Here is a 13,302-nt window from a genome sequence, read left to right on the forward strand (position 1 = left end):
GCTCACCTTCCGTGTGGAAGCCCCCTTTTCCCGGGTCCTACCCTGCCATGCGGCCTTCCGCGCCTCGACGGAGCGTCCGCCGGAAATGGTGATCATCAACGATTGGCCCGCTCCACCCTCGGCGCTACGCTTTGGGTTCCGAGGCCCGCCGAAGATCGCAGGGGTGTCATGGTGAGTGAGCAGGACAGCGCGCCGCCCGGAATCGACGTCACCCGGATGAGCCACGCCCGCGCCTACGACTACGTCCTCGGCGGCAAGGACAACTACGCGGTGGACCGCGCCGCCGCCGAGCAGGTCATGGCCCTCGCGCCCGACCTGCCGGTGCTGGGCAGGGCGCAGCGCAGGTTCCTGCTGCGGGTGGTGCGGATGTGCGCGGAGGCGGGCGTCGACCAGTTCCTCGACATCGGCACCGGCATCCCGACCGCGCCCAACGTGCACCAGTCGGCCAGGGCGGTCAACCCCGCCGCCCGGGTCGTCTACGTCGACTACGACCCGATCGTGACCGTGCACAACGACGCGCTGCTGACCGGCGCCGAGAACGTGGTGTCCATCCAGGCCGACGTCCGCGACCCCGCCGGGATCATGGGCCACCCGAAGGTCAAGGAGCTGATCGACTTCGACCGCCCGCTGCTCGTGCTGTTCGTGGGCCTGTTCCACCTGGTCGGCGACGAGGATGACCCGGCCGGGCTGGTGGCGCGGTTCCGCGGGCGGATGGCGCCGGGCAGCCATGTGATGATCTCGCAGTTCTGCACCGACGGCAGCGATCCCGGCGCGAAGGCGAAGCTGGAGGAGATCTCGGTCAACTCCCCCTCCCCCATGTGCTTCCGGTCCCGCGCCGAGATCGAGCGCTTCTTCGACGGTTTCGAGGTGCTGCCGCCCGGCGTGGTGGACGTGCAGGAGTGGTGGCCGGACGAGACGGCCCCGCCGACCAAGCTCAAGGTCGCCGCGGGGGTCGGCCGCGTCTCCTGACCCCCGCTCCCGGCGGGCCCGTCAGGGGCGGGCCGCCTCCTCCACGGACAGCGGGGCGGCGATCTCCTCCAGGCCCTTGCGCTCCGCCCGGACGCCGAGGAACAACTCCACCAGCCCGGCGGCGACCATGAGGGCGGCGCCGACGGAGAACGCGAGCGCGGTGTCCCCCGGGACGCCGCTCTCCACCAGCCCGGAGAACAGCAGCGGACCGGAGATGCCGCCCACGGCGGTGCCGATCGCGTAGAAGAACGCGATCGCCATCGCCCTGGTCTCCATCGGGAAGATCTCGCTGACCGTGAGGTAGGCCGAACTCGCGCCCGCCGAGGCGAAGAACAGCACCACGCACCAGCAGAGCGTGAGCGTGAACGACGTCAGCATGCCCTGCGCGAAGAGCCAGGCGGTGCCGAAGAGCAGCAGTCCCGAGCCGATGTACGTACCGGAGATCATCGGCACCCTGCCGACCGTGTCGAACAGCGGGCCGAGCACCAGCGGGCCGAGGAAGTTGCCGACCGCGATGACCGCGAAGTAGTAACCCGCGTCGGCCTCGATGCCGTAGAACTTCGACAGGATGTGCGCGTAGCCGAAGGTGATCGCGTTGTAGAGGAACGCCTGGCCGACGAAGAGGGAGAAGCCGAGGATCGTCCGCTTCGGGTAGAGCGCGATCATGGTGTGCGCGATCCTGACGAAGCCGATGGACCGGCGCTGCCGGATCGTCATGGACGTCTCGGGCTCCGCCAGGCGGGTGCCGGTCTCGCGTTCGACCTCCTGCTCGACGCCGCCCACGATGCGCTCGGCCTCGTCGCCCCTGCCGCGGATGAACAGCCAGCGGGGGCTTTCCGGCACGTTCCGCCGCACCAGCAGGATCGCCACGCCGAGCACCACGCCGAGGCCGAAGGCGACCCGCCAGCCGATGTTGACCGGGAGGTCGTTGAGCAGCGGGACGGTCAGCAGCGCGCCGCCCGCCGCGCCGAGCCAGTAGCTGCCGTTGATGATGATGTCGATCCTGCCGCGGTGCCGGCTCGGGATGAGCTCGTCGATCGCCGAGTTGATCGCCGCGTACTCCCCGCCGATGCCGAACCCGGTCAGGAACCGGAACAGGAAGAACCACCAGACGTGGAAGGAGAACGCGGTCATCGCGGTGGCGAACAGGTAGAGGAGCAACGTGATGATGAAGAGCTTCTTGCGGCCGAACCTGTCGGTCAGCCAGCCGAAGAACAGCGCGCCGGAGCACGCCCCCGCGACGTAGAGCGCCGCGGCCGTGCCCGCCACCTGCGCCTGGGTGATGTCCAGGCCGCTGCCCGGGGCCGCCAGCCGGGCGGACAGGTTGCCCACGATGGTGACTTCGAGGCCGTCGAGGATCCAGACGGTGCCCAGGCCGATGACGATCATCCAGTGCCAGCGCGACCACGGAAGCCGGTCGAGCCTGGCGGGCACCTTGGTGGTCACGGTGCCGGTTCGCACGTCGCTCATAGAGAAGACGCTTTACCCGGATCGGGTCGCGGAATTCCCCGCTCCGGTACGGGAGTCGCTCATGTTCGGCCGTCCACAGGGCCGACGGCTTCTTCCACAGGTGACGGGATTCCTCCCGGGGCGCTGTGATGATCTTCATAGAATGGCCCAATGGCTGCCCCCGACAGTGACACCCAGGTGAGCGAGGCTTCGAGCGTGCTGCGGCGCGTCTTCGGCTACGACTCGTTCCGCCCCGGTCAGCAGGAGATCATCGAGCATGTGGTCGCCGGCGGCGACGCGCTGGTGCTGATGCCGACCGGCGGCGGCAAGTCGCTGTGCTACCAGATCCCCGCGCTGGTCCGCAAAGGCGTCGGCGTCGTCGTCTCGCCGCTGATCGCGCTCATGCAGGACCAGGTGGACGCGCTGACCACGCTCGGCGTGCGGGCCGGCTTCCTCAACTCGACCCAGCACTTCGACGAGCGGCAACTGGTCGAGTCGTCCTTCCTCGCCGGCGAGCTCGACCTGCTCTACCTCGCGCCGGAGCGGCTGCGCGCCGAGTCCACGCTCAGGCTGCTGGAGCGCGGCGACATCTCGCTGTTCGCGATCGACGAGGCGCACTGCGTCGCCCAGTGGGGCCACGACTTCCGCCCCGACTATCTCGCGCTGTCCGCCCTGCACGAGCGCTGGCCGAGCGTCCCGCGCATCGCGCTCACCGCGACCGCCACCCGGGCCACGCACGCCGAGATCGCCGCGCGGCTCAACCTGGAGCAGGCCCGGCACTTCGTGGCCAGCTTCGACCGGCCCAACATCAACTACCGCATCACCCCCAAGAAGGAGCCCCGCCGGCAGCTGCTCGACCTGCTGCGCCGCGAGCACCCGGGCGACGCGGGCATCGTCTACCGGCTGTCCAGGGCCGAGGTGGAGAAGACCGCGGCCTTCCTGACCGACAACGGCATCGAGGCGCTGCCCTACCACGCGGGGCTGGACGCGCCGACCCGGGCCGCCAACCAGGCGCGCTTCCTGCGGGAGGACGGCGTGGTCATGGTGGCCACCATCGCCTTCGGCATGGGCATCGACAAGCCCGACGTGCGGTTCGTCGCCCACCTCGACCTGCCCAAGTCCGTCGAGGGCTACTACCAGGAGACCGGCCGGGCCGGGCGCGACGGCCTGCCGTCCACCGCCTGGCTGGCCTACGGGCTGCAGGATGTCGTGCAGCTGCGCAAGATGATCGACACCTCCGAGGGCGACGACGCGCACCGCCGCCGCCTGGCCTCCCATCTCGACGCGATGCTCGCCCTGTGCGAGACGGTCGGCTGCCGCCGGGTCCAGTTGCTCGCCTACTTCGGCCAGGAGGGCGCCGAGCCGTGCGGCAACTGCGACACCTGCCAGTCGCCGCCCGAGTCGTGGGACGGCACGGTCGCCGCCCAGAAGCTGCTGTCCACCGTGCTGCGGCTCGACCGCGAGCGCGGCCAGCGGTTCGGTGCCGGGCAGCTCATCGACATCCTGCTCGGCAAGGAGACCCCCAAGGTGCTGCAGAACCGGCACCAGACGCTCTCCGTGTTCGGCGTCGGCTCCGACCTGAGCGAGGGCGAGTGGCGCGGCGTGGTGCGCCAACTGCTGGCCCAAGGGCTCATCGCCGTCCAGGGCGACTACGGCACGCTGCACCTCACCGGCGCGAGCACCGAGGTGCTGCGCGGCCGGCGCCAGGTGCCGCTGCGCCGCGAGCCCGTCCACCAGCCCCGCCCCGGCGGCGGGGCGGGCGACGCCGAGGCGCCCAGGGAGGGCAGGTCCGCCAGGCGGAGCCGGTCCGCCGCCGCCGAGGAGCTGCCGCCGGAGGCGGCGCCGGTGTTCGAGCGCCTGCGCGCCTGGCGCGGCGCCACCGCCAAGGAGGAGGGCAAGCCCGCCTACGTCATCTTCCACGACGCCACCCTGCGCCAGATCGCCGTCGAGCTGCCCACCACCCTCACCGCCCTCAGCACCATCAGCGGCGTCGGCGAGAGCAAGCTCGCCAAGTACGGCAAGCAGGTCCTGGAGACCCTGCATCCCGGCGACGCCACCGAGGAGGAAGAACAGGAACACCTCGACTTCGAGTAGCCGGTCACGGCAGCCTGGTCGCGGTGGACCGGTTCGAGTGGCCGGTCACGGCAGTCTCGTTCGTGGTAGGCCGAAGAGTGCGCGTCCGCACGACTGCGGGGTGGGGCGTTCGGTCGCGCACTGGTGCTTGGTCCACTCGGTCATCGACCACACCATGCCGGTCGCGTAGTTGTAGGTCAGGGACTCCGGGTGCATCCCCCAGCACTCGTGGACCGTGCTCCAGGGGTTGGCGCAGGTCGGGGAGGCGCCGCTGGACGTGGTGAGGGCCCACAGCTCCCCCGCCGCGTCCGCCGAGCTGTGCGCGAGATACCAGGTGCCGTTCCAGGCCAGTACGCCCTGGATGTTGCCGACCCTGGTCCGGTACGACTGGGCCGAGGCCACGTTGCTCCCGGAGGCGGCCAGCAGGAAGTTGGCGCCGCCCAGGTTGTACCGGTACAGCCGCCCGTGCAGCGTGGGCACGTTGAAGTACTCGCCGGCGACGATGCTGTCCGGGCTGGTGCTGCGGTCCAGGGAGATCGTGGAGAAGCACGGCACGCCGGTGTCGGAGCTCATGTCGCAGGTGCCGCCCCGGTAGCTGTAGTAGCCGATCTCGGGGAGCACGTACTGGTAGCCGTAGGCGGCGTAGCCGGCGCTCGTCCTGCCGATGGCGGAGCCGCCGTCGTTGACCTGGAGGATCTCCTGCATGCTGAAGACCCGGATCGCCGTGGAGTTGTTGCCGGTGGCGCTGACGTAGAGCTTGTCGCCGTACCAGGCCATGCCGCCCATGTGGGCCTTGGCCGGTCCGAAGTCCCGGTTGGCGTAGCTGGTGGCGTTGGGGTTGGCGGTGCCGTCGGTGGGGGCGACGAGGTAGGCCCACCGATAGCGGGGCGCGGCCGGGTTCGTGTAGTCGATGAACGCCACCCGGGCGTCGTTGTTACGCGGGTGCGGGCCGCATTCGCCGGAGTTGCAGTGGTTCCACCCGGACAGGATGACGCTGTGCGCGCCCCACAGGCCGTCGTCGTCGGCGTCGCCGGAGGTGGTGACGCTCTGCGGGATCCAGGTCTCGGTGGTGGCGTCGCCGGTGTCCCAGCACCAGGCGACGGTGGCCGCCGGGGCGATCGGCAGCCCCGCCCGCTCGGTGGCGTCGCAGCCGCGCATCGGATGGTTGGCGCTGCCCATCACGTCGCCGAAGCCGACCTGGGTCAGCCCGGCCTGCGCCTTCAGGGTGCTCAGCCCCGTGGTCGGGTGCCACACCAGCCCGGCGGCCGGCGCGCTCACCAGCGGGGTACCGTACCCGGGGTCTGCCATAGGCACGGGGTCTGCCTTCGGCACCGCGTACGCCGGGGGCACGGCGGCCATCGTCAGGAACAGCAGGATCATGGCGAGTCGTGCCACATGTTTCCGCAAGGGGAGTCCTTTCGCAGGGCTCGGCAGGGTGGCGGGACTTGCAGGAGAGAACCGGCGACGCTCACGCGTCGAACATGCTCGTGGCGCCACGGAAAATCGCGGCGGACATCACGATGAGATGTGAAAACAACACCAAAGAGTGTGACCTATCACCTACTTCATAACATTTCACCGCATCGAGGTACACCCCCGGAAACGACGGCACCGCCGGACCCTGAACTTTCTGGCTCAGGGCCCGGCGGCGGCCGGCTCGGTGGTCAGCCGCGCACGGTGGATCAGCCGAGCGCGTGGCTCAGTCGAGCACGGTGGTGATCGTGCCGGCGCCGACTGTCAGGCCGCCCTCGCGGACGGCGAAGGTGAGGCCCGGCTCCAGGGCCACCGGCTTGCCGAGGTCGACGGTGGCCTCGACGGTGTCGCCGGGGAGGGCGAGCTCGGCGTCCCGCAGGTCCACCCGGCCGGGCACGTCGGTGGTCCGGAGGTAGAACTGCGGGCGGTAGCCGGTGGCGACAGCCGTACTCCTGCCGCCCTCCTCACCGGTCAGGAGGTAGATCCTGGCGGTGAAGCGGCGGTGGGCGGTCTGGCTGCCGGGAGCGGCCAGCACCTGGCCGCGGCGGATCTGGTCGCGGCGGACGCCGCGGAGCAGCAGGGCGGCGTTGTCGCCGGCCTCGCCGCGCTCCATGACCTTGCCGAAGGTCTCGACCCCGGTGACCACCGCGGTGAAGCCCTCGGCCAGGCCCACGACCTCGACCGTGTCGCCGACCCTGACCGAGCCGCGCTCGATCGCCCCGGTGACGACCGTGCCCCGCCCGGTGACGGTCAGCACGTTCTCCACCGGGAGCAGGAACGGCGCGTCCACGTACCGGACCGGGACCGGGATGTGGTCGTCCACCGCGCGCAGCAGCGACTCCACCGACGCCACCCACTCGGGGTCGCCGGCCAGCGCGCGCAGGCCGGAGACCCGGACCATCGGCACGTCGTCGTAGCCGTGCTCGGCGAGCAGCTCGCGCAGCTCCAGCTCGACGAGGTCGGCCAGCTCGGGGTCGGCGCCGTCGGCCTTGTTGAGCGCGACGACGAGGTGCTCGACTCCGACCCGCCTGGCCAGCAGCGCGTGCTCCCGGGTCTGCGGCATGATGCCGTCCACCGCGGAGACCACCAGGATCGCGCCGTCGAGCTGCGCCGCCCCCGTGATCATGTTCTTCACGTAGTCGGCGTGGCCCGGCATGTCCACGTGGGCGTAGTGCCGGGTGGCCGTCTCGTACTCCACGTGCGCGATGTTGATGGTGATGCCCCGCGCGGCCTCCTCCGGCGCCCGGTCGATCCGCGCGAACGGCACGTACGTCGCGCCGCCCCGCTCGCTGAGCACCTTGGTGATGGCCGCCGTGAGCGTGGTCTTGCCGTGGTCGACGTGCCCCATCGTGCCGATGTTGAGGTGCGGCTTGCTGCGCACGTAAGTCTGCTTGGACATGATCATTCCTCTGATGCCCGTTTCGGGGTGACCCCGGACGTTCGGCCGACCCTTTCCCGTGGGGTCACATGGACGACCGGGAAAGGGTCAGCGCTCGACGCCGTCGAGCCGCGTCGCGGCAGGCATCAGGGCACGCGCCGGCGCGCCCGCGATGGCGGGCGTGCGAAGGAAGGCGTGCCGGAACATGCGGACCATCATCCGCCGGGGCCGCCCGCGCCCGCAAGCGAATTTCCGGCACCCGATCCGTTCGAGGGTCGTCGCGCTGGCGATGGCGGCGACGCTCTCGGTCGCCGGAGCACTGACGGTCCTGCCCCCCGAGGCCGCCGCGGCCGCCGGAGTCGAGAACGAGGGTGCCGACTGCGCGGTGACCGGCCTGCCCGACGCGGGATCCCTGCCGACCGACGCCAGGCTTCCCGACCCCTTCAGGAAGCTGGACAACACCCGGATCTCCACCAGGTCCGAGTGGCGGTGCCGGCGGGAGGAGATCAAGAGGCTGGCGGAGCGGTTCGTCTACGGTGAGAAGCCCGCGAAGCCGGCGAGTGTCACGGGGACGGTCTCGCGGACCGGCATCACCCATCGAGCAGTCCGACGGCAGCGTCCTCCGCGCGGACGCGACCGGCGTCACGGGATGCTCGCGGTTCGGCAAGGGCGCCTTCGTGACCGGCGCCTTCGACCAGCGCATCGCCCTGACCATGCCGATCGAGTCGGGTAGCGCCGGTGTCCCCATCTTCCGCGGGATACCCGGGGAGGGCGCCCAGAGTCTGAGCAGCGCCTACGGAGAGCAGCCGTGGCTGGGCGACGCGTTCGGCTCCTTCACCGGCAGCCCGGCCAGACTGCCGGTGGACACCCACCACATGGTGGCCATGGTCGCGCCGCGCGGACTGTTCATCATGGACAACCCGCACATCGCCAACCTCGGTCCCAGATCCGCGAGCGTCGCGGCCCTGGGCGGAGCGGAGGTGTACAAGGCGCTCGGCGCGGGCGAGAACATCACCTACTGGTCCGACGTCCAGGACGGCACCCACTGTGCCGGCAGGGCCGAATGGCGGACCCCGTTGCAGCAGAACATCCAGAAGTTCCTGCTGAAGACGGGCAACGCCCCCGGCGCGATGAGAATCTCGTCCCGGGCGTCCGGCAACCTGGCCGAGTGGCGGGACTGGCAGACTCCGGCTCTCGGCGACTCCGACATCCTGCGCGCGCCAGGCGCGAGCGGCGGCGCGTTCACCCAGGCGGGCACCTCGGCCACGACCTCGTTCACCGACACGGGCCTGACCCCGAGCACGACCTACCGCTACCAGGTCAGGGCGCGGGACGCCGCGGGCAACACCTCGCCGGTCTCGAACACCGCGCAGGTCACCACCCAGCCCGGCACGTCCACCGGAGCCTGTACGGCCGTGCCGACCGTGCAGACCCAGTGGAGCAGCGGGTACGTCATCCAGCCGCTGACCATCACCAACACCGGCACCTCGGCGATCAGCGGATGGACGGTCACCTTCACGCTGCCGGCCGGGCACACGCTGACCGGCTCGTGGAACGGCACCGCCACCGTCAGCGGGCAGACCGTGACCATCAGGAACGCCGGCCACAACGGCACCCTCGCCCCGGGAACCGGCACCACCAGCGCCGGTTTCCAGGCGAGCCGCCCGAACGGCGACACCGCGCTTCCTTCCGGATACACCTGCGCCTGACATCAGGCGCTCCCCGGCCCGCCCACCCCCGGCGGTGTGGGCGGGCCGGCGACCCGGCCGATCCCGCGAGTCGCCTCCTGTGCGGGCGCGTCAGTGCGGGTCGAGCCCACGGGAGCCGAGGGGCGGGGTCGGCCGGGCGGGGGTGCGGGCGTGACTGGACGGCGAGATCGCGGCGGGTCAGCGGGGTGCGGCGGCCAGCGCCTGCCGTACCTCCATCAGGGCGAAGCCGAGGAGGTTGAGGCCGCGCCAGTCCGCGGGGCGGGCGGCCCGGCTGTCGTCCTCGGCCAGGCCGATCCCCCAGATGCGGTCCAGCGGGCTCGCCTCGACCAGCACCCGGGAGCCGGTGCGCAGCAGGAAGTCGCGCGCCGCCGGGTGCTGCCCGAACTTGGCGAGGTTGCCGGCCACGACGACGCCGGACCTGGCCGCCACCCAGGCGTCCTCGTCGAACCCGCGCACCTGGCGGCCCAGTGCCCTGGCCTCCCCGGGGTGCCCGGCGGCGACGATCTTCGCGGCCATCTCCCCGTCGCCGAACAGCCGCGCCTTGGCGGCCATCATGTAGTGCTCCGCCGTACGGTAGACGACGCCGTCCACGCTGAAGTCGCCCGGCCACCACTGCGACAGGCACCCCTTGCGCGCCTGACTCCCGGCTGGCCGGGGGCCCCAGAAGAACAGGTAGTCCACCGGGCCGTCCAGCCTGATCAGCTCCGCCACGCCGCGCACGTCCGCCGCCTTCGACATGCGGCCCACGATCCCAGACGACCACCTCCGGCGGCGACGCGTTTTCCGGCGGTTCGTCCATGCCGGGGACGGGTTCCGGCGGCACCGAGAGATACATAAGCAACTTAAATAAGGAGGTGATACATTCGTCCGCACGTGCGAAAGGAACCCTCATGGCAGACAGCAAGATCCCGCTCGAACCGACGCCGATCCACGTGTCCGACGCGGTGCTCGACGACCTCAGGGCGCGGCTGCGGCTCACCCGGCTGCCGGTCGACGCCGGCAACGACGACTGGCACTACGGGATCAGCGGCGACTACCTGGCCGAACTCGTCGACCACTGGCTCCACCGGTACGACTGGCGCAAGGCCGAGGCGGCGATCAACGCCTACGAGCACTACCGGGTGACCGTGGACGGGGTTCCGGTGCACTTCATGCGCAGGCCGGGGGTGGGCCCCGCTCCCGTCCCGCTCATCCTGACCCACGGCTGGCCGTGGACCTTCTGGCACTGGGCCAAGGTCGTCGATCCGCTCGCCGACCCCGGCGCCCACGGGGGCGACCCCGCCGACGCCTTCGACGTCATCGTGCCCTCACTGCCCGGCTTCGGCTTCTCCACCCCGCTGCCGAACCATCCGGACATGAACTTCTGGAAGGTCGCCGACCTGTGGCACACGCTGATGACCGGCGTGCTCGGCCACCGGAAGTACGCCGCCGCGGGGTGCGACATCGGCGCCCTGGTCACCGGCCAGCTCGGGCACAAGTACGCCGAGGAACTGCACGCCATCCACATCGGCTCCGGCCAGATGCTCACCATGTTCAACGGCGACCGCGCCTGGGACCTCAGCGGCGGCCACCCCATCCCCGACGGGCTGCCCGAGAGCGTCCACCGCCGGATCGTCGCCCTGGACCGGCGCTTCGCCGTCCACCTCGCCGCGCACGTGCTGGAGCCCAGCACTCTCGCGCACGGCCTCAGCGACTCACCGGCCGGGCTGCTCGCCTGGATCCTGCAGCGCTGGGTCAAGTGGAGCGACAACCACGGCGACATCGAGACCGTCTTCAGCAAGGACGACATCCTCACCCACGCCATGATCTTCTGGGTGAACAACGCCATCGGCACGTCGCTGCGCTATTACGCCAACGCCAACCGCTACCCGTGGACCCCGTCCCACGACCGCGGCCCGGCCGTCGAAGCCCCGACCGGCATCACCTTCGTCGGGTACGAGAACCCGCCCGGCGTCAGCACCGACCAGCGCGTCCAGCACTTCGTCGACTCCGAGCGCGGCGGCTGGTACAACCACGTCAACCTCACCGTGCACCACGAGGGCGGCCACTTCATCCCCTGGGAGATCCCCGATGCCTGGGTGGCCGACCTGCGCCGCACCTTCCGCGGCCGGCGCTGAGTCAGCTCCTGGCGAGGCGGGGCAGCAGGGCCGACGCGATGGTGATCATGATGGCGGCGGCCAGGACGAGCACGCCGAAGTCGAGGGCCAGCCTTGCGGGGGTGCCGATCAGCAGGCCGCGCAGGGCCTCGACCTCGTAGCTGAGCGGGTTGATGTGGTTGATCACCTGGAGCCAGCCGGGCATCAGCTGCACCGGGTAGAGCGCGTTCGACGCGAAGAAGAGCGGCATCGTGATGGCCTGGCCGATGCCCATGAGCCGGTCCCTGGACAGCACGAGCCCGGCGATGGTGATCGACAGGCAGCAGAAGCAGGCCGAGCCGAGCACCAGGACGGCGACCACGCCGAGCAGCTTGACCGGGTTCCCGGTCAAGCTGACCCCCATGACCAGGGCGAGGATGAGCACGACGACGGCCTGCGCGGTCGCCCGTACCCCGGCCGCGAACGCCTTCGCGGCCACCAGGGCCACCCGCGGCGTCGGCGTGACGAGGAGCTTGCCGAGCACCCCGGCGTCCCGCTCCCAGATGATCTGGATGCCGTAGAAGATCGCGATGAACAGCGCGGACTGGGCGAGGATGCCGGGCGCCAGGAAGTCCAGGTAGGGCGTCGAGCCGGTGGGGATGGCCCGGATCTGGGTGAACACGTTGCCGAAGACCACCAGCCACAACGCCGGCTGGATGGCCCGGGTGACCAGCTCGGTCCGGTCGTGACGGAGCTTCTGCATCTCCACCAGGCACATCGCGCCGACGCGGGACAGCGTCAGGACGACGAGCCCGAGCGGGTGGCGCCCGGGGTCAGCCGACGCGGCGGGCGGTGCGACGAGCTGCGCGGACATTGCGCATCCCTCCGTTCTCGGAGTCCTCGGTGAGGGTGTTGCCGGTGTGGTGGCGGAAGACGTCGTCGAGGGTGGCGTCCGGGCCGAGCGCGCTCTTCAGGTCGGCGGGGGCGCCCTCCGCGCGGATCCGGCCGCGGTGCATCAGGGCGATCCGGTCGCAGTTCTCGTCGGCCTCCTGCATGGCGTGCGTGGTGACCAGCACGGTCATCCCGGTGGCCTCGCGGGTCGCCTGGATCCGCTCCCAGACGCCGTCGCGGGCGACCGGGTCCAGGCCGACGGTGGGCTCGTCGAGGATCAGCAGCCGGGGCGCGCTGACCAGCGCCTGGGCGAGCTCCAGGCGGCGGATCATGCCGCCCGAGTAGGTCCTGGCCTGGCGGTCGGCCACGTCGGCGAGGTCCACCGCTTCGAGCACGGCGTCGATCTGCGCGGTCCTGGCACGGCGGGGCACGTCGTAGAGGCGGGCGAACAGCGCGACGTTCTCCCTGCCGGTCAGGGTGCCGTCGGCGGACAGTTGCTGCGGCACGTAACCGATAAGCCTGCGCACCGCCGTACGCTGCCGGGCGGCGTCGCGGCCGAGCACCTCGATGGTGCCCGAGGTGGCGGGCAGCAGCGTGGTGAGCATCCGGATCGTGGTGGTCTTGCCCGCGCCGTTCGGGCCGAGCAGGCCGAACACCAGGCCACACTCGACCACGAGGTCGAGCCCGTCGACGGCGACGGTGTCGCCGAACTTCTGGCGCAGCCCGATGCAGCGCACAGCCGGGGTCATACATCCTCCTCTGCGAGTTCTGAGATCAGAAGTCTCAGGGCCGGGAGGGCCGCCGCGATGGTGGCGGCCTCCTGCGCCGGCAGCCGGGCGAACGCGTCGCCGAGCAGCCGGCTGCGCGCCTCGCGCCAGCGGGCGAGCCGGGCGTGGGCGGCGTCGGTGAGGAACAGCCGGACCGCGCGGCGATCGGCCGGATCGACCTCGCGGCTCAGCAGCCCGGCGTCGACGAGCTGGTTGACCAGCGTGCTCACCGAGTTACCCGCCAGACGCAGGGCGCGGGCGACCGCCGCGACCCCGCTGCCCGGCTCGGCCTCGACGAACGTGAGCACCTCCACCTGGGCACCTCGCAGCGTCGGCGTGGCAGACAGGTCCCGGAGCCTTCGCCGGAGCACGCGACGCATCCCCAGGACCACCGCCATCACGTCGTCGGCAGTGGTCTGTGGCGTTTTGGGCGTCATGTCCACATATTAGCTCTTATTCAGAGCTATTTCGCCACATAGGGAGGCGGCGAGCAGCAGCCGCCCGCGCGGCATCGGTGA

General features: G+C 71.0%; 12 protein-coding genes. 4 read left to right on the top strand and 8 right to left on the bottom strand.

Annotated elements, in window-relative coordinates; translation table 11 throughout:
- The first annotated feature begins 171 nt into the window (after window positions 1-171).
- A complete protein-coding gene (locus QSK26_RS01430) occupies window positions 172-969 on the top strand; it encodes an SAM-dependent methyltransferase (RefSeq protein WP_285773075.1) in 798 nt (265 codons plus the stop codon).
- A 21-nt stretch (window positions 970-990) separates the two neighbouring features.
- Here the strand turns inward: QSK26_RS01430 and QSK26_RS01435 are convergent, their stop codons facing one another.
- Window positions 991-2,439, bottom strand: coding sequence for an MFS transporter (locus QSK26_RS01435; protein WP_285773076.1), 1,449 nt, complete (start codon window positions 2,437-2,439; stop codon window positions 991-993).
- A 150-nt stretch (window positions 2,440-2,589) separates the two neighbouring features.
- On the opposite strand from QSK26_RS01435, the gene recQ reads away from it, so the two are divergent.
- Window positions 2,590-4,512: a DNA helicase RecQ gene (gene recQ / locus QSK26_RS01440; protein WP_285773077.1), complete on the top strand. Its 1,923-nt coding sequence runs from the start codon at window positions 2,590-2,592 to the stop codon at window positions 4,510-4,512.
- A 45-nt stretch (window positions 4,513-4,557) separates the two neighbouring features.
- Here recQ and QSK26_RS01445 read toward each other — a convergent pair whose 3' ends face one another.
- The 3 genes from QSK26_RS01445 to QSK26_RS01455 all read right to left on the bottom strand — a co-directional run bounded on the left by QSK26_RS01445 (window position 4,558) and on the right by QSK26_RS01455 (window position 7,804).
- Window positions 4,558-5,898: a hypothetical protein gene (locus QSK26_RS01445; protein ID WP_285773078.1), complete on the bottom strand. Its 1,341-nt coding sequence runs from the start codon at window positions 5,896-5,898 to the stop codon at window positions 4,558-4,560.
- A gap of 292 nt (window positions 5,899-6,190) precedes the next feature.
- Complete coding sequence (tuf, locus tag QSK26_RS01450; RefSeq protein ID WP_285773079.1) at window positions 6,191-7,363, bottom strand: elongation factor Tu; 1,173 nt, start codon at window positions 7,361-7,363, stop codon at window positions 6,191-6,193.
- 87 nt (window positions 7,364-7,450) lie between these two features.
- Window positions 7,451-7,804, bottom strand: a complete 354-nt coding sequence (locus QSK26_RS01455; RefSeq protein ID WP_285773080.1) for a hypothetical protein — start codon at window positions 7,802-7,804, stop codon at window positions 7,451-7,453.
- 98 nt (window positions 7,805-7,902) lie between these two features.
- Between QSK26_RS01455 and QSK26_RS01460 the strand changes: the two genes are divergently transcribed.
- Window positions 7,903-9,051 carry a glucuronyl esterase domain-containing protein gene (locus tag QSK26_RS01460; protein ID WP_502888652.1) on the top strand — a complete coding sequence of 383 codons (1,149 nt, stop codon included), beginning with the start codon at window positions 7,903-7,905 and terminating at the stop codon, window positions 9,049-9,051.
- A gap of 177 nt (window positions 9,052-9,228) precedes the next feature.
- Here QSK26_RS01460 and ybiA read toward each other — a convergent pair whose 3' ends face one another.
- Entirely contained in the window at window positions 9,229-9,789 is a 561-nt protein-coding gene (ybiA, locus tag QSK26_RS01465; protein WP_285773082.1) for a riboflavin biosynthesis intermediates N-glycosidase, read from the bottom strand.
- A gap of 152 nt (window positions 9,790-9,941) precedes the next feature.
- On the opposite strand from ybiA, the gene QSK26_RS01470 reads away from it, so the two are divergent.
- Entirely contained in the window at window positions 9,942-11,168 is a 1,227-nt protein-coding gene (locus tag QSK26_RS01470) for an epoxide hydrolase family protein (protein WP_285773083.1), read from the top strand.
- A 1-nt stretch (window position 11,169) separates the two neighbouring features.
- Here the strand turns inward: QSK26_RS01470 and QSK26_RS01475 are convergent, their stop codons facing one another.
- From QSK26_RS01475 to QSK26_RS01485, 3 genes are read right to left on the bottom strand one after another with little or no spacing between them, the layout of a single operon-like run.
- Entirely contained in the window at window positions 11,170-12,000 is an 831-nt protein-coding gene (locus QSK26_RS01475) for an ABC transporter permease (RefSeq protein ID WP_285773084.1), read from the bottom strand.
- Window positions 11,960-12,766 (bottom strand): ABC transporter ATP-binding protein, encoded by an 807-nt coding sequence (locus QSK26_RS01480; RefSeq protein ID WP_285773085.1) that lies wholly within the window; start codon window positions 12,764-12,766, stop codon window positions 11,960-11,962. The genes QSK26_RS01475 and QSK26_RS01480 overlap by 41 nt, the downstream gene beginning before the upstream one ends.
- Window positions 12,763-13,221 carry a MarR family winged helix-turn-helix transcriptional regulator gene (locus QSK26_RS01485; protein WP_285773086.1) on the bottom strand — a complete coding sequence of 153 codons (459 nt, stop codon included), beginning with the start codon at window positions 13,219-13,221 and terminating at the stop codon, window positions 12,763-12,765. The genes QSK26_RS01480 and QSK26_RS01485 overlap by 4 nt, the downstream gene beginning before the upstream one ends.
- Between the last annotated feature and the right edge of the window lie 81 nt (window positions 13,222-13,302).

It is taken from the genome of Microtetraspora sp. NBRC 13810, from assembly GCF_030268685.1.
Taxonomy (GTDB): Bacteria; Actinomycetota; Actinomycetes; order Streptosporangiales; family Streptosporangiaceae; genus BSRQ01.

Coding starts and splice junctions, on each gene's coding strand:
- ybiA (WP_285773082.1), bottom strand. CDS start 9,789: ATGTCGAAGGCGGCGGACGTGCGCGGCGTGGCGGAGCTGATCAGGCTG.
- QSK26_RS01485 (WP_285773086.1), bottom strand. CDS start 13,221: ATGACGCCCAAAACGCCACAGACCACTGCCGACGACGTGATGGCGGTG.
- recQ (WP_285773077.1), top strand. CDS start 2,590: ATGGCTGCCCCCGACAGTGACACCCAGGTGAGCGAGGCTTCGAGCGTG.
- QSK26_RS01435 (WP_285773076.1), bottom strand. CDS start 2,439: ATGAGCGACGTGCGAACCGGCACCGTGACCACCAAGGTGCCCGCCAGG.
- QSK26_RS01480 (WP_285773085.1), bottom strand. CDS start 12,766: ATGACCCCGGCTGTGCGCTGCATCGGGCTGCGCCAGAAGTTCGGCGAC.
- tuf (WP_285773079.1), bottom strand. CDS start 7,363: ATGTCCAAGCAGACTTACGTGCGCAGCAAGCCGCACCTCAACATCGGC.
- QSK26_RS01470 (WP_285773083.1), top strand. CDS start 9,942: ATGGCAGACAGCAAGATCCCGCTCGAACCGACGCCGATCCACGTGTCC.
- QSK26_RS01475 (WP_285773084.1), bottom strand. CDS start 12,000: ATGTCCGCGCAGCTCGTCGCACCGCCCGCCGCGTCGGCTGACCCCGGG.